This window comes from Microbacterium petrolearium (assembly GCF_054782875.1).
In genome coordinates this window covers 21,448-43,979 of the sequence record NZ_BAAGRQ010000004.1, presented here as the reverse complement: position 1 = coordinate 43,979, position 22,532 = coordinate 21,448, and the positions used below count along the sequence as shown (strand labels likewise).

Here is a 22,532-nt window from a genome sequence, read left to right as displayed (position 1 = left end):
CTACAAGCCGCGATCAGGCGGTCGGAGCGGGCTTGCGCGCCCGGTGCAGGGCCACGATCCCGAAGGTGAGATTCCGGTAGGCCACGTCGGTCCAGCCGTCCTCGCGGATCCATCCCGCCAGCGTCTGCTGGTCGGGCCACGCGCGGATCGACTCGTTCAGGTAGTCGTACGCCTCGCCGTTCGAGCCGAACAGCCGGGCCACGCGCGGCAGCACGCGGTCGTCGTAGAAGCGGTACAGCGCGCGGAAGACGGGGTTCGGCGGCGTGGAGAACTCGTTGATGACGAGGCGCCCGCCCGGCTTGGTCACGCGCAGCAGCTCGGCGAGCGCCTGCCGCGGCTGGTTCACGTTGCGCAGCCCGTACGACATCGTGACGGCGTCGAAGGAGTCGTCGTCGAAGGGCAGCGCGGTGGCATCGGCCTGCACGAACTCGAGGTTGCGCACGTCGCCGAAGCGCCGCCGCCCCTCGGCGAGCATGCCGGGCGAGAAGTCGGCGGCGACCACGTGCGCGCCGCGGCGGGCCAGCGAGGCCGACGAGCGGCACGTGCCGGCGGCGAGATCGAGGATCCGCTCCCCCGGCTGCGGGTCGACCGCGCGGGTGGTCGCCTCGCGCCACAGCCCGTCGAGCCCGAAGGTCATCGCGATGTTCGTGAGGTCGTACCTCGCGGCGACCTGGTCGAACATCCGGCTGACGCGCGTCGGGTCCTTGCCGAGATCGGCGCGATTGGGCTCGGTGCTCACCCGATCGAGTCTAGGCGGGTGCTTCCTGGGGAGCCCGTCCGAGCGCCGCCCGCGGAGCGTGGGAGCCGCCGCGGCGTACGCTTGTGGGGTGTCCGATCCGATCTCGCTGCCGCGACTCGTCGCCACGACCCGCGAGATCGATCCCGTCGACGATCCGCTCCGCTACGCGTCGGCGTCCGATCCGATCGCGTGGCTGCGGCGCGGCGACGGCCTCATCGGCGCCGGCCCCGAGGTGCTGCGGCTCGACGTGGGAGAGGACGGCCGACTCGACGCCCTCGCCGACGTGTGGCGCGCGATCGCGCAGGCCACCGACGTCGACGACGAGGTGCGCCTTCCCGGCACCGGCCTGGTCGGCTTCGGCGCGTTCGCCTTCGACGAGGCCTCGGCGGCGCCGAGCACGCTCGTCGTGCCCTCCACGGTGATCGGGCGCCGCGACGGTCGCGCGTGGATGACGCGGATCGACCGACTCGGCGGATCCGCGCCGGATGCGGAACCGCGCGAGTACGGCGGGCAGTGGTCGGCGACCCTCGGCCCCGGCGCGATGGATCCCGAGGCACACGGCGCCGCCGTGCGGGCCGCGCTCGACGCCATCCGCGCGGGCGAGCTCAGCAAGGTGGTCGTCGCGCGTGACATCTCGGGCACCGTGCCGGCCGGCGCCGACCTGCGCCGCCTCGTGCGCGCCCTCGCCTCCGGGTACCCCGACACGTGGGCCTTCGCCATCGACGGGATCATCGGGGCCAGCCCCGAGACGCTCGTGACGGTCCGCCGCGGCACGGTGACCGCCCGCGTGCTGGCCGGCACGCGGCCGCGCGGCGCCGACGCCGACGAGGACGCGGCCATCACCGCCGAGCTCGCCTCGAGCGACAAGGACAACGCCGAGCACGACTACGCCGTGCAGAGCGTGCTGCGCTCGCTGCGGCCGCACACCTCGGCCCTGGCCGCCGCCGAGCAGCCGTTCATGCTGCGCCTGCCCAACCTGTGGCACCTCGCGACCGACGTCGAGGGCACCCTCTCGAACGGATCGACCGCGCTCGACATGGTGCGCGCCCTGCACCCGACCGCCGCCGTGGCCGGCACCCCGACCGACGCGGCCGTCGCCGCGATCCGTCGCCTCGAGCCGTTCGACCGCGGCCGCTACGCCGGCCCCGCGGGCTGGATCGACGGGGACGGCGACGGCGAATGGGCCATCGCGCTGCGCTGCGCCCAGTTCGGCCCCGTCGAGGGCGCCACCCGCGCCGTCACGGCGCACGCGGGCGGCGGGATCGTCGAGGGCAGCGTGCCGGAGGCCGAGCTGCTCGAGACGCGGGTGAAGTTCCGCCCGATCGTGGATGCGCTGGCTTGACTATTTAGGGTCTGCGCTGTCTTCTTTTTGATCTGCGCGCGCTCGGGCACCGCTTCGCGGTGCCGCTCGCGTGCTCGCGTCGGCGCTCCCGCGCCGACGAGGCGGCGTTTCGCGCCGCGGGGCGGGCGCATGAGCGCCCGCACGCTCGCTTCGCTCGCACAGTGATCGGTTGCGCTTTGGCTTGCTCACCGGTTGAGCCGATCGGTTGCACCCTTCGGTTGCTCGTCGGTTCAACCGATCGGTTGCACCTCACCGGCTGCTGAACGGAGCGGCGAAGCCGCGGAGATGAAGCGACCAGTGCAAGGCGTCGTCAGGGGTCGAGCTGGGCGAAGACGGCGCGACCCAGGGCCGCCGCGTCGTCGAAGGTGAGGGTGATGTGCGCCCCCACCGGGTTGCCGAGCACGGAGGTCGCGGGGTCGTAGGGGCCGAAGGGGCGCATCACGTCGTCGTCGAGGATCGCCTGCACGACCATCGCCAGCTCCGCCGAGGGGCCCGACGAGACGTCCCGCGCGAGGAGCCAGCGATCCAGCGCGAGCAGGATCCCCTCGGCCGCCCCGCGCTCCCCGATCGCGTGCACGGCGCGCGCGGCCTGCAGCACCTCCTCGAACCACTCGCGGGCGGCCGCGAGGTACTCCGGTGCGAACGTCGACTCCGTCGTCATGCCGCCACGGTACCCCGGCGGGCCGACGTCCGTCTCGGGCCGATCAGCGCGCCAGCGCGGCGCCCGCCTCGCGCAGCCAGCGCTCCGGATCGGCGATCGCGGCCTCGCCCGATCCGGCGAGCTCGGTGAGCGAGACGGCGCGGACGAAGGCCGAGACGTCGGCGTCCGGCGCGATCCGGCCCGCCACGAGCGCCACGGGCACGCCCGCCGCCCGCGCGAGCTCCGCGACGTGCGCGGGCGCCTTGCCGGCCGCCGACTGCCCGTCGAACGATCCCTCGCCCGTCACCACGAGATCCGCGCCCGCGATCGCCTCGCGCAGCCCGGTGAGCTCCGCGATCCGCACCGCCCCGGGCACGAGCTCCGCGCCCCAGGCGAGCAGCCCGTATCCCGCGCCGCCGGCCGCCCCGGCACCCGGCGCGGCGGGATCGGCGTGGCGCGCGGCCGTCACCGGCAGCGACTCGCCGGCGGTGCGGCCCAGCACGTCGGCGAAGCGCGCGAGCGCGGCCTCGGCCCGCGTCACGTCGTCCACGCCCTTCTGCGGGCCGAACACGGCCGCGGCGCCCGCGGGGCCGAGCAGCGGGTTGGTCACGTCGCTCAGCACCTGCACGCCGCCCTCGGGCAGGGGCCGCAGGCGCGTGAGGTCGGCCGCCGCGACCTCCTCGAGCCCCGCGGCGCCCGGCGCGATCGACGCGCCGAAGTCGTTCGTGAAGCGCGCGCCCAGCGCCGTGAGCAGCCCGGCCCCGCCGTCAGTCGAGGCGCTCGAGCCGATGCCGAGCACGAGGCGAGAGACGCCGTGATCCAGCGCCGCCGCGATCGCCTGGCCGAAGCCGAGGGTCGAGGCGTCCCATGGCCGGCGCGCGTCGCCCAGCAGCTCGATGCCCGAAGTCGAGGCCAGCTCCACGACGCCCGTGCCCTGCGGCGCGTCGTCGGTGGGCGGCAGCCACAGCCACGCCGCGTCGATGCCGAAGCCCAGCGGTCCCGTCACGCGCACGGGCGTGCGGCGCGAGCCGGGCACCGCCGTCGCGAACGCGTCGAGCGTGCCCTCGCCGCCGTCGGCCATCGGCCGCGCCACGGCCTCGGCGCCCGGCCACCCTTCGGCGAGCGCGCGGGCGACGCCTGCCGCCGCGAGGGATCCCTTGAAGCTGTCGGGGGCGAACACCACGCGAGGGGAATCGGTCATGCCCTCATTCTCTCGTGCGCGCGACGGCCGCCCCGCACCGGCGGATGCGACACCGCCCGGTCGCCCCGGCGGATCCGGCCGCGGGACCCCGAACGCCCGGCGATCCGGATCAGGCCCGGAACGTCGCGCGCAGCCGCGCCTTCTCCGCGGCGACGTCGAACGTCGCGGCGGGCCAGCGCGGGTCGATGTCCTCCAGGGTCTCGAGCAGCAGCTCCTGCACCGCCAGGCGCGCGTACCACTTGCGATCGGCGGGCACGACGTACCAGGGCGCCTCGTCGGTGGACGTGCGTGCGATCGCGGTCTCGTAGGCCTCCTGGTAGCGCGGCCACAGCACGCGCTCGTCGACGTCGCCGGGGCTGTACTTCCAGTGCTTGTCGCGGCGCTCGAGGCGCTTCATGAGCCGCTCGCCCTGCTCCTCGTACGACAGGTGCAGCATCACCTTGACCACCCGCGTGCCCGTCGCCGCGAGCCGCCGCTCGAAGTCGACGATGGCGTCGTAGCGCCGCTCGATCTCCGCGGGCGGCGCGAGCTCGCGCACCCGGCCGATGAGCACGTCCTCGTAGTGCGAGCGGTCGAAGACGCCGATCATGCCCGGCGCCGGCACGCGCCGCTCCACGCGCCACAGGAAGTCGTGCGCGCGCTCCTGCGCGGTGGGCGCCTTGAACGCCGCCAGCTCGATGCCCTGCGGATCCACGCCGCCCATCACGTGGCGCACGATGCCGCCCTTGCCCGCGGAGTCCATCGCCTGCAGCACGAGCAGCACCGCGTCGCGCGAGGTGCCGCCGCGGCTGGCGGCGTACAGCCGCTCCTGGTACTCGCTCAGCTGCTCCAGGCCCGCCGCGAGATCCGCGATCCCGTCGACCTTGTCGCCCTCGTACCCCGGCGTCGAGCGCGGATCGACCGCCGCGAGCGAGAACCCTCCTCCCGCCCGCAGCGCCTCGCGCGCGTCCGTCGTCCACTTCGCCTGGCTCTTCGCGACCATGGGGGCCATCCTGCCCGATCGGCGGGGACGGATCGAGGGCGGGACGGATGGGCGGGCGGATCGGGCGGCGGACCGGATCGCGGCGGCCGCCGGTCAGCGCTCCAGCGGCACCTCGATGAGGCGCGGCGCCGTCAGGGGCGCGAGCAGCGCCTGATCGAGCGCGGCGCGCGTCGTGACGCGCGTGTGCTCCCAGCCGTACGCGGCGGCGAGCGCGGCGAGGTCGGCGTCGTGCGGCGTGTACTGCACGCGCGTCATCGCCTCGGCGCCGGCTGCGCGGGCCACCTCGAGGCCGTCGAAGATCGTGCCGCCGCCGTCGTTGCCGACGATCACCTGGAGGCGCGGGCTCTCCTCGCCCGGGGCCCGCAGCAGCGCGCCGGCGTCGTGCAGCAGCGCGAGGTCGCCCAGCAGCACGCGGGTCACGCCCGTCGCGCCCGCGTCCTGCGCCGCCAGCGCGACGCCGATGCCCGTCGCGACCGTGCCGTCGATCCCCGCCAGCCCGCGGTTCGCGTGCACGCGGATCCGCTTGCCTGGCAGGATCTCGTCGGCCACGCGCACGAGGCGCGACGATCCGAACACGAGCCGGTCGTGCGGCCACGTCGCGGCCCACACGGCGTCGACGAGCAGCGCGCGGTCGAGGGGCCGGCGCACGGCGCGCAGCTCGGCGTCCACGGCGCTCAGGCGCTCGCGCGGATCGGTGGAGCGCAGCCCCTCCAGATCCGGCGCCTCGGCGGAGAGGTCGACGCGGTGGTCGCGCGCGTGCCGCATCCACGCGCCGAGCCACGCGCGGTCGGTCTCGCCGGGCCCGACCTCGAGCCGCCCCGCCTCGACCGTGCGCCCGTTGAGGTCGAGCGCCTCGCCGCCCGAGCGCGCGGCGATCACCTCCACGTCCTCGCGGCTCAGCAGCGCCGCCGTCTCGCGCGCGAGCGTGGGGTGGCCGAGCACCGCCACGCGCTCGATCGCGCTGCCGAGCGCCGCATTGCGCAGCGCCTCGCGATAGCCGTGCACGAGGTGGCGGCCGAAGCGCGCGCCGCTGACGACCTCCGCGATGAGCGGCCAGCCGCCCCGGTGCGCGAGCTCCTCGGCCTCCGGCCCCGCGTCGGCGCCGGCCACCACCACGGTGCGGGGGCCGCGCGGCAGCGTGAGGGTGTCGTGGATCACGCGGGGCCGGCCCGGCAGCGGCGCCTCCTCGGCGCCCACCGCGGGATCCGTCACCCGGTCCGCGCGCGACGATCCGGGATCCGTGAACCAGGCAGGCAGCTCCCCCGCGAGGGGCTCGCGGAACGGCAGATTCAGGTGCGCCGGCCCCGGGATGTGGCGCCCGGGTCGCGGCGCGCGGCGCGGCGGGTGCGCGGCCGAGGAAGGGTACTCGACGCGCCCCGCGGCGGCGTCGAGAGCGGCGTGCGCGATCCGGCGGAACCTCGCCTCCTCGCCGGCATCGCCCCGCGGCACGGGCACGTCCGTCGACAGCCCCACCGCCGACCCGAAGATGCCCGGCTGCGTCGTCGTCTGGTTCGCGCCGATGCCACGCAGCTCGGGCGGGCGGTCGGCCGTGAGCAGCAGCAGCGGCACGCCGGAGTGGTGCGCCTCGAGCGCGGCGGGCAGCAGGTTGGCTACGGCGGTGCCCGAGGTGCAGATCACGGCGGCGGGCATGCCCGTCTCGCGCGCGATGCCGAGCGCGAGGAAGCCGGCGACGCGCTCGTCGATGCGCACGTGCAGGCGGATGCGCCCCTGCCGCTCCAGCTCGGCGGCGGCCAGCGCGAGGGCCTGCGAGCGCGAGCCGGGGCTGACGACCACGTGCCGCAGCCCGCGCCGGACGAGCTCGTCCAGCAGGGCGCAGGCCGCGTCGGTCGCGGCGGAGCGCGACGCGTCGCCGCTCATGCCGCCGCGCCGCTCATCCGATGGCGCCGCGGCTGCCGCCGACGCCGTCGTCGCCCGGGGTGTCGTCGGGCCCCGCCTGCTTCGGCTCGTCGCCCGCGCCGTCCTCGGCATCGTCCTCGTCGTCGAGCTTGGCGAGCTCCTCCTCGAGGCGGCGGATGCGCTCGTCCTGGTCGGCGGCGGATCCGAGGCTGCCGAGGAAGGCGGGATCGTCATCCGGGGCGACGGGTCCGCGGGCGCGGCGCGCGTCGAGACCCCGGCCGCGGCCGATGAGGAACCACAGCAGGCCGCCGACGACGGGCACGCACGTGATGACGATCCACCACCCCTTCGACACGCCGCGGTGCCGGGTCGCCGGCTGCACGGCGCAGTCGATCACGCTGAAGACGGTGAAGACGACCGCCGCGACCACGAGGATGACGATGAGGCGGGCCATTCATCCAGCCTAATCGGCCCGCACCGGGGGAATGCCGGGAAGCGGACGCTCAGCGAGCCGCACGTAGGCTGGCGCCGTGAGATTCGTCCTCTACGCCGTGCTGCGCCTGGCCTTCTTCCTCGTGCCGTTCGGCCTGATGATGCTGCTGCCGGTGTTCCAGGAGCTGTGGTGGCTGGCGGCGATCTTCGCGGCGATCATCGGGCTGAGCCTGTCGATCCTGCTGCTGCGGAAGCCGCTCGCCGATGTCTCGACGGGCATCTACGAGGCCCGCGCCGCGAAGGGCGCGCCGAGCGCGCGCGCCGAGGAGGACGCCCTCGAGGACGCCGCGAACGAGGCCGCGATCCGCGACCAGCGCGAGGACTGATCCGCGAGACAGCATCTGCACGCCGAGACAGTGGCGTGCGCACGCTGTCTCGGCGCAGGGATGCTGTCTCGCGGGTTCCGGGCGGTCAGCCGACGAGCGCCCAGCAGAGGAAGACCGCGTAGACGAGCGTGCCGAACGACGTCAGGCCCAGCGCCGTGACGAGCTCGCGCGGCGTGCGGTTGGTCCAGACGATGAGGATCGCGGGGCCCAGCATGAGCACGACGAAGAACGTCAGCCACGCGATCGGGTAGAACAGCGCGAGCCACGCCGCGATGCCGAGCGCGAGCAGCACGAGCACCGTGTACAGGATCTGCGTGGCGCGGCGGCCGATCAGCACCGTGAGGGTGCGCTTGCCGGCGGCGCGGTCCTGATCGATGTCGCGCAGGTTGTTGGCCAGCAGCACGGCGCACGCGAGGAACCCGACGGCGACGGCGCCCACCCACGCCTCCTGCGGCAGGCGCAGCGCCTGCACCCACGTGGTGCCGAGCGTCGCGACGAGCCCGAAGAACACGAAGACGAACACCTCGCCGAGCGCGTTGTAGCCGTAGGGGCGCTTGCCGCCCGTGTAGAACCACGCCGCGACGATGCAGGCGGCACCGACGGCGATCAGCCACCACTGCTGCGTGCGGATGACGATCGCCAGGCCCGCGAGCGCGGCGATCGCGAAGAAGACGAGCGCCACGGTGAGCACCGTGCGCGGCTTCGCCCGGCGGCTCGCGGTGAGCCGGGTGGGACCGACCCGGTGGTCGTCGGTGCCGCGCACGCCGTCGCTGTAGTCGTTGGCGAAGTTCACGCCGATCTGCAGCGCCACCGCCACGACGAGGCACGCGAGCGCGATGACCCAGTGGAACAGGTGCTCGGGGTCCGCGAGGATCGCCGCCCCCGTGCCGACGACGACGGGCGCGATGCCGAGCGGCAGCGTGCGCAGCCGGGCCGCGCCGACCCAGTCGCCGAGCGTGACGGGCTTGGGCGGCGGCGCGACGACGCTCCCCCGCTTCGCCGGGTTGCCGCTGACACCTCTCGCGCTCTTGCTCTTCGCCACGAGGGGAGATTCTACGGCGCGCGGGCCGCGCTCCCTTGCACGAGACGACGCGCGCGTGACGGTGTCAGCCCTGCGACCGGCGCGCCACCGCCCGGGTGATCGCGCGGCGATCGGGCTTGCCGCTGGCCAGCCGCGGGATCTCGGGGAGAGCGACGATCCGGTCCGGGCGGGCGGGCGCGCCGAGCTCGCGCTCCGCGGCCGCGCGCGCCTGCGCGAGCAGCTCCGGCGCACCGCCCCCCTCGAGCACGAGCACGGGCGTCTCGCCCCAGCGCTCGTGCGGGCCGCCGACCACGACGGCGCCCTCCAGGCCCGGCACCGCGTGGACGACGCGCTCCACGCGGTCGAGCGAGACGTTCACGCCGCCCGACACGATGACGTTGTCGATCCGGCCCGTCACCCGGACGACGCCGTCCTCGACGGATCCCGCGTCGCCCGTGCGGTACCAGCGCGTGCCGTCGCCGTCCGACGCGAACGCCGCGGCGGTCCGCTCGGGCTCGCCGACATAGCCGTCGGCGAGGGTCGGTCCCGCGATCCGCAGCTCGCCGTCCACCGCCGCGACACGCACGCCGTCGAGCGGCACGCCGTCGTAGACGCACCCGCCGCTCGTCTCGGTCGAGCCGTACGTGCGCACGATCCGCGCCCCGCGCTCCGCAGCGCGCTCGCGCAGCGCCGGCGGCAGGGCCTGACCGCCCACGAGGATCGTCTCGAACGAGCGCAGCGCCCGCAGCACATCCGGATCGTCCGCGGCGTCGACGAGGGTCTGCAGCTGCGCGGGCACGAGCGAGGTGTAGGTCGGCACCGCCGCGCCGCGCTCCGTCGAGTGCATGCCGGAGGCGGCATGGGCGAAGGCGCGCGCCGAGAAGCGGCCCGCCAGGATCGCCGGATCGCGCCCCGCGACGAGCGCGCGCACCATCACCTGCACGCCGGCGATGTAGCCGCCGCTGAGCGGCAGCAGCCAGTGGCCCTCGCCGATGCGCGCGGCGGTGGCGAGGGCGGACGAGGTGAGCGCGGAGCGCGACAGCGCGACGGACTTCGGCACCCCCGTCGATCCGGAGGTCGTGAGGACCACGGCCGTTCCGGCGGGCACCTCCTGCGGCAGCCCGGCGGCCGGTCCGAGCGCGATCGCGGGCCCGGCGCCCAGCACGGCACCGCGCAGCGCCCGCAGCACATCGCGCGGGTCGTCGGTGTCCAGCCGTTCGAGCTTCATGCCGCGTCCGGCATCAGTAGTGGTAGGGGAAGGCCGACCAGTCGGGGTCGCGCTTCTCGAGGAAGGCGTCGCGGCCCTCGACGGCCTCGTCGGTGCCGTAGGCGAGGCGCGTCGTCTCGCCGGCGAACAGCTGCAGCCCGACCATCCCGTCGTCGGCGGCGTTGAAGGCGTACTTCAGCATGCGGATCGCGGTGGGCGACTTGCCGAGGATCGTGCGCGCCATGGCGATCGCCTCGCGCTCGAGCTCGGCGTGCGGGACGACGCGGTTGACGGCGCCCATCTCGTAGGCGCGCTGCGCCGAGTACTCCTCGGCCAGGAAGAACACCTCGCGGGCGAGCTTCTGGCCGATCTGCTTCGCGTAGTACGCCGATCCGTACCCGGCGTCGAACGATCCGACGTCCGCGTCGGTCTGCTTGAACCGGCCGTGCTCGGCCGAGGCGATCGTGAGGTCGCACACGGCGTGCAGCGAGTGCCCGCCCCCGGCGGCCCAGCCCGGCACGACGCAGATGACGACCTTGGGCATGAACCGGATGAGCCGCTGCACCTCGAGGATGTGCAGGCGACCGGCGCGGGCCGGATCGGTCACGGCCGTGTCGTCGTCGGAGTACTTGTAGCCGTCGCGCCCGCGGATGCGCTGGTCGCCGCCCGAGCAGAACGCCCAGCCGCCGTCCTTCGGGCTGGGGCCGTTGCCCGTGAGCAGCACGACGCCGATCCGCGGGTCGGTGCGGGCGGTCTCGAGCGCCCGGTACAGCTCGTCGACGGTGCCCGGCCGGAACGCGTTGCGCACCTCGGGCCGGTCGAACGCGATGCGGGCGATGCGGCCGTCCTTCGACACGTGCGCCGTGATGTCGCGGTAGGCGTCGGCGCCGGGGGCCGCGTCCCACGCGTCCGGATCGAACAGCTCGGAGACGAAGGTGTCGGTCACGCTCCCAGCCTACGCCGGGGCGCCCTCACGCCCCCCCGGGTCAGCGAGCGGGCAGCTCCGCGTCGACCACGTCGTCGCCGAACTCGAGCTCGAGCGACACGGGGAACTCCGTCACGGCGGGCGGCAGCGTGAACGCGTGCGTCGTCGGCGAGAAGTCGGCCGTGCAGATCGCGTCCTCGGGCGGCATGTCGAACGCGATGCGCGCCGACGCGTCGCCGGTCGCCTCGATCTCCGTCGCCTCCGGGTAGCAGCTGCCCGATCCGATCGTGATGACGCCGAACTGCTCGTCGTCGATCCAGCCGACCAGCGGGCCCGCGCTCTGCCCGTCGGGCATCGGGCCGGTCCAGCCGCTCGGCACGTCGCGCGGCAGCACCTCGCCGACCTCGCCCGTGCGGTCGGCGCCCGCGCCCTGCGGCGTCGCGCAGCCTGCGAGGGCGAGCAGCCCGACCGCGAGGGCCGCGGCGACCCCCGCGCGCATCAGTTCTTGCCGTCCCGCCAGTCGAGCCAGCGCTGCACGCGGTCGACGTCGATGTCGTCGCCCGCGATGCCGAGCGTGAACAGGCGCGCGCCGGCGGCGTACAGCGCGTCGGCGTGCGCCTCGTCGCGGTGCCCGAGCTCGCTCGAGACGACGATGCGCGAGACGTCGCGCCCCTCCTTCTCGCCCCAGGTCTGCAGCACGTCGAGCTTGTGCGGCAGCTCCTCGGGGCCCACGAAGCTGTGCCAGATGTCGGCGTGGCGCGCCACGAGCCGCAGCGTCTTCTGCTCGCCCTTGCCGCCGATCAGCACGGGGATCCGGCGCGTGGGGGCGGGGTTCAGCTTGGCCCACCGCGCCTCGATGCGCGGCAGCGCGGCGGCGAGGTCGTCGAGGCGCGAGCCGACCGTGCCGAACTCGTAGCCGTACTCGTCGTAGTCGCGCTGGAACCAGCCCGACCCCGTGCCGAAGATGAACCGGCCCACGCCGTCCTTCGCCGAGATGTGGTCGATCGTGCGGGCCATGTCGGCCTGCAGATCGGGGTTGCGGTACGAGTTGCAGTTCACCAGGGCCCCGAACTCCACCCGCTCGGTCAGCTCGGCCCAGGCGGCCAGCTCGGTCCACGACTCGAAGTGCGTGCCGTCCGGATCGCCGGAGAGCGGGAAGAAGTGATCCCAGTTGAAGAGGATGTCCACGCCCATGTCCTCGAAGCGGCGCACGGCGTCGCGGATCGTCGCGTACGAGGGCTGGTGCTGGGGCGCGAGCTGCACGCCGAGGCGCACGGGGGTGTCGAGAAGAGGCATGGGATCAGGGTAGGCCCACCCCGCACCGGGACGGAGAACGGCGCCTCCGGTGGACGGATCGGATGATCGCGTCCCCCAGAGGCGCCGGTGTCCTCCGCTGGGCCGGCCGGGTCAGCGCAGCGAGCGGGTGCGGCGGAACGAGTCCCACGCCGACCAGAGGCCGAGCACCGCGATCCCGACGCCGAGGGCTGCCTGGATCACCTGCACCGTGCCCGGCTCGGCGGAGCGGAACACGAGCGCGAACCACTCGGGGTTCAGCAGCCGGCCCGTCACCGAGAGCACCACGGCCGCGGCCGTGACCCCGAGCGCGAGGATCGCGGCGGCGACGCCCATCCAGGTCGCCCACTCGCCCCGGCGGTAGGCCAGGAGCGTGAGCACCGCGGTCGCGAGCGTGCTCGCCAGCACGATGCCGAAGCCCCACGGCCACAGCGCGGGGTCGAGGAACGGCAGCGGCTCGCCGCCGGTCTCGCGCAGGATGACGAAGCCGATGAGCTGGTCCCAGGCGATGACGACCGCGAACACCGCGACGGCGACGAACGCGAGCACCACCTCGCTGAACTTGGTGCGCCGCTCCGACGTGAGCGGCAGGCGGTCGGGCGTCCACGCGCCGAGGCTGCGCCCCGGCTCGCCGAACCGCTCGACGAGCGCGAACGCCAGCGTGACCCAGAAGCACACGTGCAGGCCGGCGGTGAGAGCGGTCACGATCGCCCCCGCGATCAGGTCGCCCACGTCCTCCCCGCGCAGCAGCGGCCCGATCGTCCCCGCGAAGGCGGCGACCGGCATGACCGTCCACAGCAGCAGCACGAGCAGGCGCTTCCAGTCGGAGTAGTACCGCGGTCCGATGAGCTGCAGCGATCGGCCGGCGTAGCCCGCCGCGAGCGTGGCGGGATCGCCGAGCTCGACGAGCACCTCGCGCTCGGCATCGGCCGGCGCCTGCCCCGCCTCGATGCGGTCGTCGATCTGGTCCTGGATCGACGCCCGCAGCTCGGCCGCGTAGTCGTCGCGCTGGTCGGGGGGCAGCGACCGCGTCGCGGCCTCGACGTAGCGGTTGGTGTAGTCGTCCTTGGTGATGGCGTCCATCCCCATCCCTCCCTCGGTCAGTCTCTCGGTCAGTCGGCGAGCGTGTCGAAGGCCTGTGCCAGCTCACGCCAGTCGGTCGTCAGTGCGTCGGCGAGGCGGTCGCCCGCCTCGGAGGTGCGGTAGAACTTGCGCGGCCGGGCCTCGTCGGTGTTCCACTCGCTCGTGAGGTAGCCCTGCTTCTGCAGGCGGCGCAGCAGCGGGTACAGCGTGTTCGCGTCGGTGTCGAAGCCGCGCGCGGCGAGGTCCTCGAGCAGGCCGTACCCGTAACCGGGCTCGCGCAGCAGGCGCAGGCAGGCCAGCACGACGGTGCCGCGCCGCAGCTCCTGTCGATGTGTCTCGAATCCCTCATCCATGTCCGCAACATTACTGTGCGTCACACACTATTGCAACACCCACGCATGATGTACTCGCGCCCGGGGATCCCCCCTCCGCGGCCAGACCCCCGCCCCGCTGCACAACGAAGGAAGATGACGGCCCGGCCGGCGCGACACGCCGGTACGCGCGGACGGGCGCCGCCGGTCTTCCTTCGTTGTGCATGGCGAGGGGCAGGATGGGGGCATGGATCTGCCGGAGCTGGACGAGGTGCTCGCGCGGACGCGCGTGGTGGCGCTGCCGATGGCCACGCGCTTCCGAGGGGTGGATCACCGGGAGGCCGCGCTGCTCGAAGGCCCGGAGGGATGGGCCGAGTTCTCGCCGTTCCTGGAGTACGACGACGCCGAGGCCGCCGCCTGGCTCGCGGCCGCGCTGGACTTCGCCTGGCTCCCCCAGCCCGCACCGCGGCGCGACGCGATCCCGGTCAACGCCACCGTGCCGGCCGTCGCCGCCGAGCGGGTGCCCGAGATCCTGGCCCGCTTCGACGGCTGCCGCACCGCCAAGGTCAAGGTCGCCGAGCGCGGCCAGACCCTCGCCGACGACATCGCGCGCGTGCGCGCCGTCCGCGCGGCGATGGGACCGGAGGGGCGGGTGCGCGTCGACGCGAACGGCGGCTGGAACGTGGACGAGGCCGAGCACGCCGCGCACGCCCTGGCGGAGTTCGACCTGGAGTACATCGAGCAGCCGTGCGCCACGGTCGAGGAGCTCGCGGAGATCCGTCAGCGGCTGCGTGACTGGGACATTCCGATCGCGGCCGACGAATCGGTGCGCAAGGCGGATGATCCGCTCGCCGTGGCCCGCGCCGGCGCCGCCGACATCCTCGTCGTCAAGGCCCAGCCGCTCGGCGGCGTGCGCCGCGCGCTCGAGATCGTCGCGGCCGCCGGGCTGCCGGCGGTCGTCTCTTCGGCGCTCGACACGAGCGTCGGCCTCGCCCAGGGCGCCGCCCTCGCCGCGGCCCTGCCCGACCTCGCGTTCGACTGCGGCCTCGGCACCGCCGCGCTGCTCGCGGCCGACGTCGCCGAGCCGCGCCTGGCGGCGGATGAGGGCGCGATCCCCGCGGCGCGCGTCGCGCCCGACGCCGGCCTGCTCGCCGCGCACGCCGCGGCGCCGGACCGCGAGGCCTGGTGGCGCGAGCGCATCACCCGCTGCCACGCGCTCCTCACTGGCGGATAGGTCGATCCGCAGGAGTTGCTGAGGTCGCTTCAGCTCGGTCCCTGAGCCTGCCGAAGGGTCAGCAACCGAGGGGTGCAACCGAGCCGGTTGCTGAACGCAGCGCCGCAGGCGCGGAGATGAAGCGACCACCGCAACCCCGCGGGCTCGCCCGATCGTCACCCGGGCTTCACCGGGTGTTCGCCCACCGCTTCACCGGGCGTCTCCCGCGCTGGGGAGCCTGGGCCCATGCGGTTCACGCGGCGCGGGATCCTGCTGGCGGCGGGCGTGGGCGGCCTGGCCGGGCTCACCGGCATGGCCGTCGGCGCGGCGAGCGCCACCCCCGCGGGCGCCCCGCGTCCGCAGCCGCTCACCGCGGGCCCCGCCCTGTCGACGCGCGGCACGACCGTCGAGTCGGTGAGCGCTCCCGAGCACGCCGATCCGCACCGCTACGCCCGGCTCGTCGCGGCCGGCGGATGGCCGACGGTCGTGCGCGAGGAGCTGACCGCGGGCAGCCCGGATCGCGACGACCGGCGCGAGGGACTCGTGTCGTTCGTGCAGGTGACCGATCTGCACCTCATCGACGCCGAGTCCCCCGCGCGGATCGAGGACATCCACGACCTCATCCCCTCGATGCACCGCCCGCAGGAGGCACTGGGCCTCGCCGGATCGGCCGCGCTGGTGCGCCGCATCAACGCGCTGCGGCGCGGACCCTACACGGGCGGCGATCTCGCGTTCGTCGTGACGACGGGCGACAACACCGACAACCACGAGCTCGCCGAGCTCGAGTGGTTCCTCACGGCACTCTCGGGCGGCACGGCCGCGCAGCGCACGGGCGATCCGGATCGGTACGAGGGCGTGCAGGACGGCGGCGACCCGTTCTACTGGCACCCCGACCGCGCGCTGGATCGCTCGGCGTGGACCGCGAAGGGCTTCCCCGAGATCCCCGGTCTGCTCACCGCCGCCGGCGCGCCCCTGACCTCGCCCGGCCTCAGCCTGCCCTGGTACTGCACGTTCGGCAACCACGACGACTCCGTGCAGGGATCGCTGGCCGACGCCCCCGCCGTGGCCGAGTACTACACGGCGGCGACGAAGGTGACCGGCAGGGATCGGGCGGCACGGCAGCGGATCGCCGACTCGTTCCGCGATCCCCGCGGCGTCACGGCGCGCGAGCTGTTCGGCACCGGCACGCTGCGCGAGATCACCCCCGACGAGCGGCGCCGCCCGTTCACGCCCGCGGAGTTCGTGGCGGCCCACTTCGATCCGCGCTACGAGGGCGCCGGCCCGATCGGGCACGGATTCACGGATGCGAACCGCGACGGCCGCGACCTCTTCTACACGTTCCCGATCGCCGAGGGCGTCACGGGCATCTCGCTCGACACGACGACGATGGGCGGCCGGGGCCGCGGCTCGCTCGGCGCGCACCAGTTCGCCTGGCTCGAGCGCACGCTGCGCGCCGGATCGTCCCGGTACTGGACGCCGCTGGGCGGCGAGGAGCGCCAGGCCACGAGCGATGAGCTGTTCGTCGTGTTCAGCCACCACCCCTCGCACGCCATGGACAACCCGACGCCCGACCCGCGCCGCCCGGACGAGCCGCGCCTGCTCGGGCCGCAGGTGCTCGACCTGCTGCACCGCTACCCCAACGTCATCGCCTGGATCAACGGGCACAGCCACCGCAACGCGATCACGCCGCACCCGGGCCCGTCGCCCGAGCGCGGGTTCTGGGAGATCAACACGGCCTCCCACGTCGACGCGCCGCAGCTGGCCCGGGTGATCGAGCTCGCCGACAACCGCGACGGCACGCTGTCGCTGTTCACGACGCTCATCGAGTCGGATGCGCCGGCCCGCGTGGAGTACGACGACTTCACCCCCGCGGGGCTCGCCTCGATCTACCGCGAGCTGGCGTTCAACGACCTCAACGCCCGCGCCACCGCGATCGGCGAGCCGCACGACCGCAACGCCGAACTCCTCCTGGTGGATCCGCGCCGCTGAGCTTGCGCAGGTCGCTTCATCTCCGCGGCCTCCGGCCGCTCCGTTCAGCAACCGATGAGTGTCACCGATTCGCACACCCCTCCATAGCAGCCGATCACTGTGCGAGCGCGAAGCGCGAGCGTGCGGCCGCCCCGCGGCGCGAAGCGCCGGCGCAGACTCGAAAAGAAGAGTTCAACCCAGCATCAGCTGGGCGATGCGGGCGACCTCGGCCACGCACTCCTGCTCGCGCTCGCGGTCGGGCAGGCCCGCGAGCACCGCGCGGGTCGCCGCCGAGTCCCACATCGCCATGAGCAGGCGCGCCGCGGCCGGCGCCTCGAGACGCAGCCTCAGCCGGCGCACGCGCACGACGTCCTCGATGATCGCCGCGATCTCGCCCAGCAGGCGGGCCTCCTGCTCCACGAGCGCGGCGCCGAACGCCTCGTCGCGCATGCCGCGGATGCGGATCTCCGCGTGCAGCATGAGCCCGATCCGGTCCTGCACGAGCGAGTCGAGCACGCGCGTGAGCGACGCGAAGTCGTCGCCGTCGAGGAACGACGGATCGGTCTCGAGCTCGGCCACGCGGTGTCGCACCTGGGCGATCTGCCGGCCGGCGACGTGCGCGGCCAGCTCGAGGAAGAGCTCGTCCTTGCTCTCGAAGTTCGAGTAGAACGCGCCGCGCGTGAAGCCCGCGCGCTCGCAGATGGTCTCGACCGATGCGGCGCCGAGCCCCACCTCGGCGAACACCTGCGCCGCGGCGTCGAGCAGGCGCGCCCGCGTGTTCTCGCGGCTCCGGGCCGCCGGCTGCTGAGGCTCCGTGGTCACGGTCGTCCTTTCGCGGGTGATGTTCAGACACGCGTCCGAGGGCGCGCACTACGATACACATACGTATCGGATACAGCGTTGTATCGAATCCCCGCTCCCCGCTCCCCGGAGGCGTCTGTGTCCACTCTGCTCTACTCGCTCGGCCGATGGTCGTTCCGCCACCCCTGGCGCGTGCTCGTGTCGTGGATCCTGCTGCTGCTCGTCGTCGGCGCGGGCGCGCTGGGGCTGAACAAGGGCTTCGACAACTCCTTCTCCATCCCCGGCACCGAGTCGCAGGAGGGCCTGGAGCAGCTGAGCCGCACGTTCCCGCAGGTCGCCGGCACGTCCGCGCAGGGCGTCGTCGTCGCCGCCGACGGCGACGAGATCGAGGACGAGGCCTACCGCGAGCCGATCGAGGACCTCGTTGCGCAGATCGAGAGGATCGACGACGTCGCGGCCGTCACCTCGCCCTACGACGAGTCGGTGGACGGCACGATCTCGGACGACGGCGCGGCGGCGATCGTCCAGGTCCAGCTCGACGGCCAGGCCACGACGCTCGACGAGTCGGTCAGCGAGGCGATCGAGGAGGCGTTCCACGGCCTGCGCGACGAACTGCCCGACGGCGCGACGGTCGCGCTCGGCGGCGAGCTGTACGCCACGGAGCTGCCCACCGTCACGATCACCGAGGCCTTCGGCGTGATCGTCGCCCTCATCGTGCTCATCGTCGCGTTCCGCGCGATCGCGATGGCGGGCGTGCCCCTGGGCGTCGCGCTGCTGGGCGTGGGCGTCTCGATGCTCGGCATCGTCGCCGCGACCGGCTTCGCCACCGTCAGCGCCACGACGCCCATGCTCGCGCTCATGCTCGGCCTGGCGGTGGGCATCGACTACTCGCTGTTCATCGGGGCGCGGCATCAGGATCAGGTGCGCGAGGGCGTGCCGCTCGAGGAATCGGCGGCGCGCGCGACCGGCACGGCGGGATCGGCCGTCGTCTTCGCCGGCGTCACCGTGCTCATCGCGCTCATCGGCCTCGGCTTCGCGGGCATCCCGTTCCTCACGACCATGGGCATCGCGGCCGCCGTCGCCGTGGCGATCGCGGTGGCGATCGCCATCACGCTCACCCCCGCGTTCCTCGGCTTCGTCGGCGCCCGCGCCGCCGGCCGCCCGCCCCGCCCCCGCAAGGGCGGACCGCGCGTCGGGTTCTCGCGCCGCTGGGTCGAGGCCGTCACGCGCCACCCGGTCGTCACGACCGTCGCGGTCGTGCTCGGCCTGGGCATCGTCGCCCTGCCGGCCGCGCAGCTGCAGCTCGCGCTGCCGAACGCGGGCGTGCTGCCGGAGGAGAGCGAGGCCCGCCAGGCCTACGACCTCACGGGCGAGCACTTCGGCGAGGGATTCAACGGCCCGCTCATCCTCACCGGCACGATCGTCACCTCCGACGATCCGCTGGCCCTCATGGAGGACCTCGGCGAGGAGGTGGAGCGGATCGACGGCGTCGCCGAGGTCGCGCTCGCCACGCCGAACGAGACGATCGACACGGGCATCGTGCAGATCATCCCCGAGACCGGCCCGTCCGACCCCGCGACGGCGGACCTCGTGCGCGAGCTGCGGGCGCACCACGACGAGTGGCTGGACGAGTACGACATCGACCTGAAGGTCACGGGCTTCACGGCCGTGTCGATCGACATCTCCGACCAGCTCGCCGGCGCCCTGCTGCCGTTCGGCGTCTTCGTCGTCGGGCTGTCGTTCATCCTGCTCATGATCGTGTTCCGCTCGATCTGGGTGCCGCTGAAGGCCGCGCTCGGCTACCTGCTGTCGATCCTCGCCGCGTTCGGCGTCGTGACGATGGTGTTCGAGTGGGGCTGGGGCGCCGACCTGCTGCACGTCTCGAAGACCGGTCCCGTCATCGCGTTCATGCCCATCGTCGTCATGGGCGTGCTGTTCGGCCTCGCCATGGACTACGAGGTCTTCCTCGTCTCGCGCATGCGCGAGGACTACGTGCACGCCGCGAAGCGCCGCGGGCTGCTGGGCCGCGTGGCCCGCGCCGACGCGCGCGAGGCGGCGAACGAGACCGCGCTCGAGGCCGTGCGCACCGGCTACACGGCGTCGGCCCGCGTCGTCACGGCGGCGGCGGTGATCATGTTCGCCGTGTTCGCGGCGTTCGTGCCCGAGGGCGACAGCAACATCAAGCCGATCGCGCTCGCGCTGGCCGTGGGCATCGCGGTCGACGCGTTCCTCATCCGCATGACCCTCGTGCCCGCCGTCATGGCGCTGCTGCGCCGCCACGCGTGGTGGATGCCGGCGTGGCTGGAGCGGATCCTGCCGCACTTCGACATCGAGGGCGAGGCCGTGGAGCGCGAGCGCGCCCTGGCCGACTGGCCCGAGCCCGGCTCGACCGCCGTCGTGGCCGCCGAGGGGCTGGAGGTCGCCGCCGGCGAGGTCGTGCTCGCCTCGGGCGTGGACCTGCGCGCCGAGCCCGGCGAGGCCATCGTGCTGAGCTCGGCCGATCCGCGCGCCTCGCGCGCCGTCGCCCTCGCGATCGCGGGCCGCGTCGCGCCGTCCGACGGGCTGCTGCGCGTGGCCGGGCACCTGCTGCCCGCCCGCGCCGCCTGGGTGCGCACGCACGTGGGCCTCGGGCTGCTCGCCTCCGGCGACGACCCGGTCGCCGCCGCGCGCCACGCGCTGCAGGGCCGCCCCGCCGCCGTCGTGCTCGACGGCGTCGAGCGGCTCTCGGCCGCCGAGCGCGACCAGGTCGCCGCCGCGCTGCGCGACGCGGCCTACGTGGCCGATCCCGACCGCCCGCTCACGGTCGTCGCGACGTGCGCCGACGCGGCCGTCGCGCGATCCCTGCTCTCCGACGCCGGGTGGGCCACCGTCCACCGCGTCGCCGTGAACGACTCGACCCTCGAGGTGAACGCATGACCGTCCTGGAACCCGCGCGCTCGCGCAAGCCCGTCACCTGGCTCACCGTGCTGGGCGTGCTGCTGCTGCCCGCCGTGATCGGCGGCGTGCTCGTCGCCGCGCTGTACAACCCCACGGAGCGACTCGAGAACATGTCGGCCGCCATCGTCAACCTCGACGATCCGGTCACGATCGACGGGCAGTACACGCCCCTCGGCCGCCAGCTGGCCGCCGGGCTCGTGGACGGATCGGATGACCTCGACAGCAACCTCGACTGGGTGCTGTCGAACGAGGACGACGCGAGCGAGGGCCTGCGCGACGGCACGTACCAGGCCGTCGTGACCATCCCGGAGGAGTTCTCGGCGGCCGCGACGTCGTCGGGCCAGGCGCTCTCCGGCACGCAGGAGGCCGCCGAGCAGGCGACGATCGAGGTCACGACCGCGCCCGACGCGCTCGTCGTGGACGAGGCGATCACGGCGCAGGTGGCCGACGTGGCCGCGTCGACGATGGGCGACATGCTCTCGGAGGCCACGCTGTCGAACCTGCTCATCGGCTTCACGACGATGGGCGACCAGCTGGGCGACGCCGCCGACGGCGCGCGCCAGCTCGCGGGCGGCGCGGGCGAGGCCCGCATGGGCGCGGATCAGCTGGCCGACGGCGCCACGCAGGCCGCGGACGGCGTGGGTCAGCTCGGCGACGGCGTCTCGCAGCTGGCCACGGGCGCCGGCGCCTCGGCCGACGGTGCGCACCAGCTCGCCGGCGGGGCCGCCGCGCTCGCGCAGGGCCTGCGCGGCGACGGCACCGGCACGGGCATCGCGGACGGCGCGCAGCAGCTCGCCGGCGGGGCGCAGCAGCTGGCGGATGGGATCAGCGCGGTCAACGTCGGGCTCAACGGCGACGGCAGCGCGGCGAACCCGGGGCTCGCGGCCGGCGCGGCGGGGGTCGCGCAGGGTGTGAACGGGCTCAAGAACGGGCTGACGGAGCTTCAGCCGGCAGCGTCCGCACTCGGGGGACTCGCGCAGTCCTGCTCGCTTTCCGGCGCCAACGAGGAGTTCTGCCAGCAGCTCCAGGCGGTGGCGGGAACGGAGGCTGATCCTGGCCTTGTCGCGGGGATCTCCGGGCTCGCTTCGGCCGCTGCTGACCAGGTCGCGCCCGGCGCCCAGCGGGTCTCCGACGGCCTCGCGCAGGTCGCCGGCGGCACTCCGCATCTCGCCGCCGGCGCCCAGACCCTCGCCACCGGCACCTCCGGCCTCGCCGCGGGCGCCGCGCAGAGCGCGGACGGCGCCGACCAGCTCGCGGCGGGTGCGAGCGAGCTGGGCTCGGGTCTCGACCAGCTCACCTCAGGCGCCGAGCAGGCGGCAGCCGGTGTGCCGCAGCTGCACGACGGCGTCTCGCAGCTCGCCACCGGCGCGGGCGACCTCGGCGACGGGATCGGCGAGCTGGCCGGCGGCGCGAGCGAGCTCGCGGGCGGCCTCGAGCAGGCCGTCGACGCCGTGCCGTCGTACGACGACCGCGAGGCGCAGGACCTGGCCTCGGTCGTCGCGAACCCGGTGGGCACCTCGGGCACGGGGGACTCGCTCTTCGGCGCGTCCGCGATCCCGCTGCTGGCCACCGCCGTGCTGTGGTTCGGCGGGCTGGCCACGTTCCTCGCCCTGCGCGCCGTCAGCGCGCGCGCCCTCACCTCGCGCCGCGCGTCGGTGCTGCTCGCGGGCGGCGCGCTGCTGCCCGCCGCCGTCATCGGCGCCCTGCAGGGGGCGCTCGTCGCCGGCATCCTGCAGCTGGCCGGCGGCTACGAGATCGGCACCTTCTGGGGGCTGCTGGGGGTGTCGGTGCTCGCCGGCGTGGCGTTCGCGGCCGTGCACCAGGCCCTCGTGGCGGTGTTCGGCGGCGCGGGCCGCTGGATCGCCGCCATCGTCGGGGCCGTGGCCATCGCCGTGAGCATCGTGTCGACGATCCCGTCCGAGCTGCTGGGGCTGAAGGCGTTCCTGCCCACCACGCCGGCGTTCGACGCCTTCCTCGCCGTCATGGCCGACACGGGCGCGGGCGGCGCGGCGATCGCCGGCCTGCTCATCTGGGCGGTGCTGTCGTTCGCCGTCTCGACCCTCGCGGTGGCGCGCCGCCGCTCGGTCTCGACGAAGGCGCTCCTCGAACCCGCCTTCGCCTGACGCGCGCACGCGGACCGAGGCCCGGGCCCTCCCGCCCGACCTCGGCCCGCACTGCACAATCCCCTGAGCAT

Annotated in this window: 20 protein-coding genes; 6 read left to right on the top strand and 14 right to left on the bottom strand. The window is 74.4% G+C overall.

Annotated features, from left to right (window positions below; genetic code table 11):
- Positions 1–13: 13 nt before the first annotated feature.
- Complete coding sequence (ubiE, locus tag ACYVJ0_RS04530; RefSeq protein WP_460816288.1) at positions 14–739, bottom strand: bifunctional demethylmenaquinone methyltransferase/2-methoxy-6-polyprenyl-1,4-benzoquinol methylase UbiE; 726 nt, start codon at positions 737–739, stop codon at positions 14–16.
- An 88-nt stretch (positions 740–827) separates the two neighbouring features.
- On the opposite strand from ubiE, the gene ACYVJ0_RS04525 reads away from it, so the two are divergent.
- Positions 828–2,081: an isochorismate synthase gene (locus tag ACYVJ0_RS04525; RefSeq protein WP_460816287.1), complete on the top strand. Its 1,254-nt coding sequence runs from the start codon at positions 828–830 to the stop codon at positions 2,079–2,081.
- A gap of 310 nt (positions 2,082–2,391) precedes the next feature.
- On the opposite strand, the gene ACYVJ0_RS04520 is transcribed toward ACYVJ0_RS04525, so the two are convergent.
- The 5 genes from ACYVJ0_RS04520 to ACYVJ0_RS04500 form a co-directional block, all read right to left on the bottom strand.
- The gene (locus ACYVJ0_RS04520; protein ID WP_460816285.1) at positions 2,392–2,742 is read right to left on the bottom strand and encodes a hypothetical protein; all 351 of its coding nucleotides are present in this window, start codon (positions 2,740–2,742) and stop codon (positions 2,392–2,394) included.
- Between the two features lie 43 nt (positions 2,743–2,785).
- Entirely contained in the window at positions 2,786–3,922 is a 1,137-nt protein-coding gene (locus tag ACYVJ0_RS04515) for a glycerate kinase (protein ID WP_460816284.1), read from the bottom strand.
- Positions 3,923–4,031: 109 nt separating this feature from the next.
- Positions 4,032–4,904, bottom strand: a complete 873-nt coding sequence (locus ACYVJ0_RS04510; RefSeq protein ID WP_460816282.1) for a polyphosphate kinase 2 family protein — start codon at positions 4,902–4,904, stop codon at positions 4,032–4,034.
- Positions 4,905–4,997: 93 nt separating this feature from the next.
- Positions 4,998–6,782 carry a 2-succinyl-5-enolpyruvyl-6-hydroxy-3-cyclohexene-1-carboxylic-acid synthase gene (gene menD / locus ACYVJ0_RS04505; protein WP_449854077.1) on the bottom strand — a complete coding sequence of 595 codons (1,785 nt, stop codon included), beginning with the start codon at positions 6,780–6,782 and terminating at the stop codon, positions 4,998–5,000.
- Between the two features lie 13 nt (positions 6,783–6,795).
- Positions 6,796–7,215 (bottom strand): PLD nuclease N-terminal domain-containing protein, encoded by a 420-nt coding sequence (locus ACYVJ0_RS04500; RefSeq protein ID WP_460816281.1) that lies wholly within the window; start codon positions 7,213–7,215, stop codon positions 6,796–6,798.
- A 76-nt stretch (positions 7,216–7,291) separates the two neighbouring features.
- Between ACYVJ0_RS04500 and ACYVJ0_RS04495 the strand changes: the two genes are divergently transcribed.
- Positions 7,292–7,579, top strand: a complete 288-nt coding sequence (locus ACYVJ0_RS04495; RefSeq protein WP_460816279.1) for a DUF4229 domain-containing protein — start codon at positions 7,292–7,294, stop codon at positions 7,577–7,579.
- An 85-nt stretch (positions 7,580–7,664) separates the two neighbouring features.
- Here the strand turns inward: ACYVJ0_RS04495 and ACYVJ0_RS04490 are convergent, their stop codons facing one another.
- The 7 genes from ACYVJ0_RS04490 to ACYVJ0_RS04460 all read right to left on the bottom strand — a co-directional run bounded on the left by ACYVJ0_RS04490 (position 7,665) and on the right by ACYVJ0_RS04460 (position 13,461).
- A complete protein-coding gene (locus tag ACYVJ0_RS04490) occupies positions 7,665–8,621 on the bottom strand; it encodes a 1,4-dihydroxy-2-naphthoate polyprenyltransferase (protein ID WP_460816278.1) in 957 nt (318 codons plus the stop codon).
- Between the two features lie 64 nt (positions 8,622–8,685).
- Positions 8,686–9,828, bottom strand: a complete 1,143-nt coding sequence (locus ACYVJ0_RS04485; RefSeq protein WP_460816276.1) for an AMP-binding protein — start codon at positions 9,826–9,828, stop codon at positions 8,686–8,688.
- A gap of 13 nt (positions 9,829–9,841) precedes the next feature.
- Entirely contained in the window at positions 9,842–10,753 is a 912-nt protein-coding gene (locus ACYVJ0_RS04480; RefSeq protein ID WP_449854072.1) for a 1,4-dihydroxy-2-naphthoyl-CoA synthase, read from the bottom strand.
- 40 nt (positions 10,754–10,793) lie between these two features.
- Positions 10,794–11,231: a hypothetical protein gene (locus ACYVJ0_RS04475; RefSeq protein ID WP_460816275.1), complete on the bottom strand. Its 438-nt coding sequence runs from the start codon at positions 11,229–11,231 to the stop codon at positions 10,794–10,796.
- Complete coding sequence (locus ACYVJ0_RS04470) at positions 11,231–12,028, bottom strand: LLM class F420-dependent oxidoreductase (protein WP_460816273.1); 798 nt, start codon at positions 12,026–12,028, stop codon at positions 11,231–11,233. Before ACYVJ0_RS04470 ends, ACYVJ0_RS04475 begins: the two co-directional genes overlap by 1 nt.
- A 111-nt stretch (positions 12,029–12,139) precedes the next feature.
- Positions 12,140–13,108, bottom strand: coding sequence for a permease prefix domain 1-containing protein (locus ACYVJ0_RS04465; RefSeq protein WP_460816272.1), 969 nt, complete (start codon positions 13,106–13,108; stop codon positions 12,140–12,142).
- Positions 13,109–13,137: 29 nt separating this feature from the next.
- Complete coding sequence (locus tag ACYVJ0_RS04460) at positions 13,138–13,461, bottom strand: PadR family transcriptional regulator (RefSeq protein WP_460816270.1); 324 nt, start codon at positions 13,459–13,461, stop codon at positions 13,138–13,140.
- A gap of 205 nt (positions 13,462–13,666) precedes the next feature.
- Here ACYVJ0_RS04460 and ACYVJ0_RS04455 point away from each other — a divergent pair, with 205 nt between their 5' ends.
- Positions 13,667–14,653, top strand: a complete 987-nt coding sequence (locus ACYVJ0_RS04455; protein ID WP_460816269.1) for an o-succinylbenzoate synthase — start codon at positions 13,667–13,669, stop codon at positions 14,651–14,653.
- Positions 14,654–14,878: 225 nt separating this feature from the next.
- Complete coding sequence (locus ACYVJ0_RS04450; RefSeq protein ID WP_460816267.1) at positions 14,879–16,621, top strand: TIGR03767 family metallophosphoesterase; 1,743 nt, start codon at positions 14,879–14,881, stop codon at positions 16,619–16,621.
- Between the two features lie 171 nt (positions 16,622–16,792).
- Here the strand turns inward: ACYVJ0_RS04450 and ACYVJ0_RS04445 are convergent, their stop codons facing one another.
- Positions 16,793–17,422, bottom strand: coding sequence for a TetR/AcrR family transcriptional regulator (locus ACYVJ0_RS04445; protein WP_460816266.1), 630 nt, complete (start codon positions 17,420–17,422; stop codon positions 16,793–16,795).
- 117 nt (positions 17,423–17,539) lie between these two features.
- Between ACYVJ0_RS04445 and ACYVJ0_RS04440 the strand changes: the two genes are divergently transcribed.
- Complete coding sequence (locus ACYVJ0_RS04440; protein WP_460816264.1) at positions 17,540–20,317, top strand: MMPL family transporter; 2,778 nt, start codon at positions 17,540–17,542, stop codon at positions 20,315–20,317.
- Positions 20,314–22,461, top strand: coding sequence for a YhgE/Pip family protein (locus ACYVJ0_RS04435; RefSeq protein WP_460816263.1), 2,148 nt, complete (start codon positions 20,314–20,316; stop codon positions 22,459–22,461). The genes ACYVJ0_RS04440 and ACYVJ0_RS04435 overlap by 4 nt, the downstream gene beginning before the upstream one ends.
- Positions 22,462–22,532 lie beyond the last annotated feature (71 nt).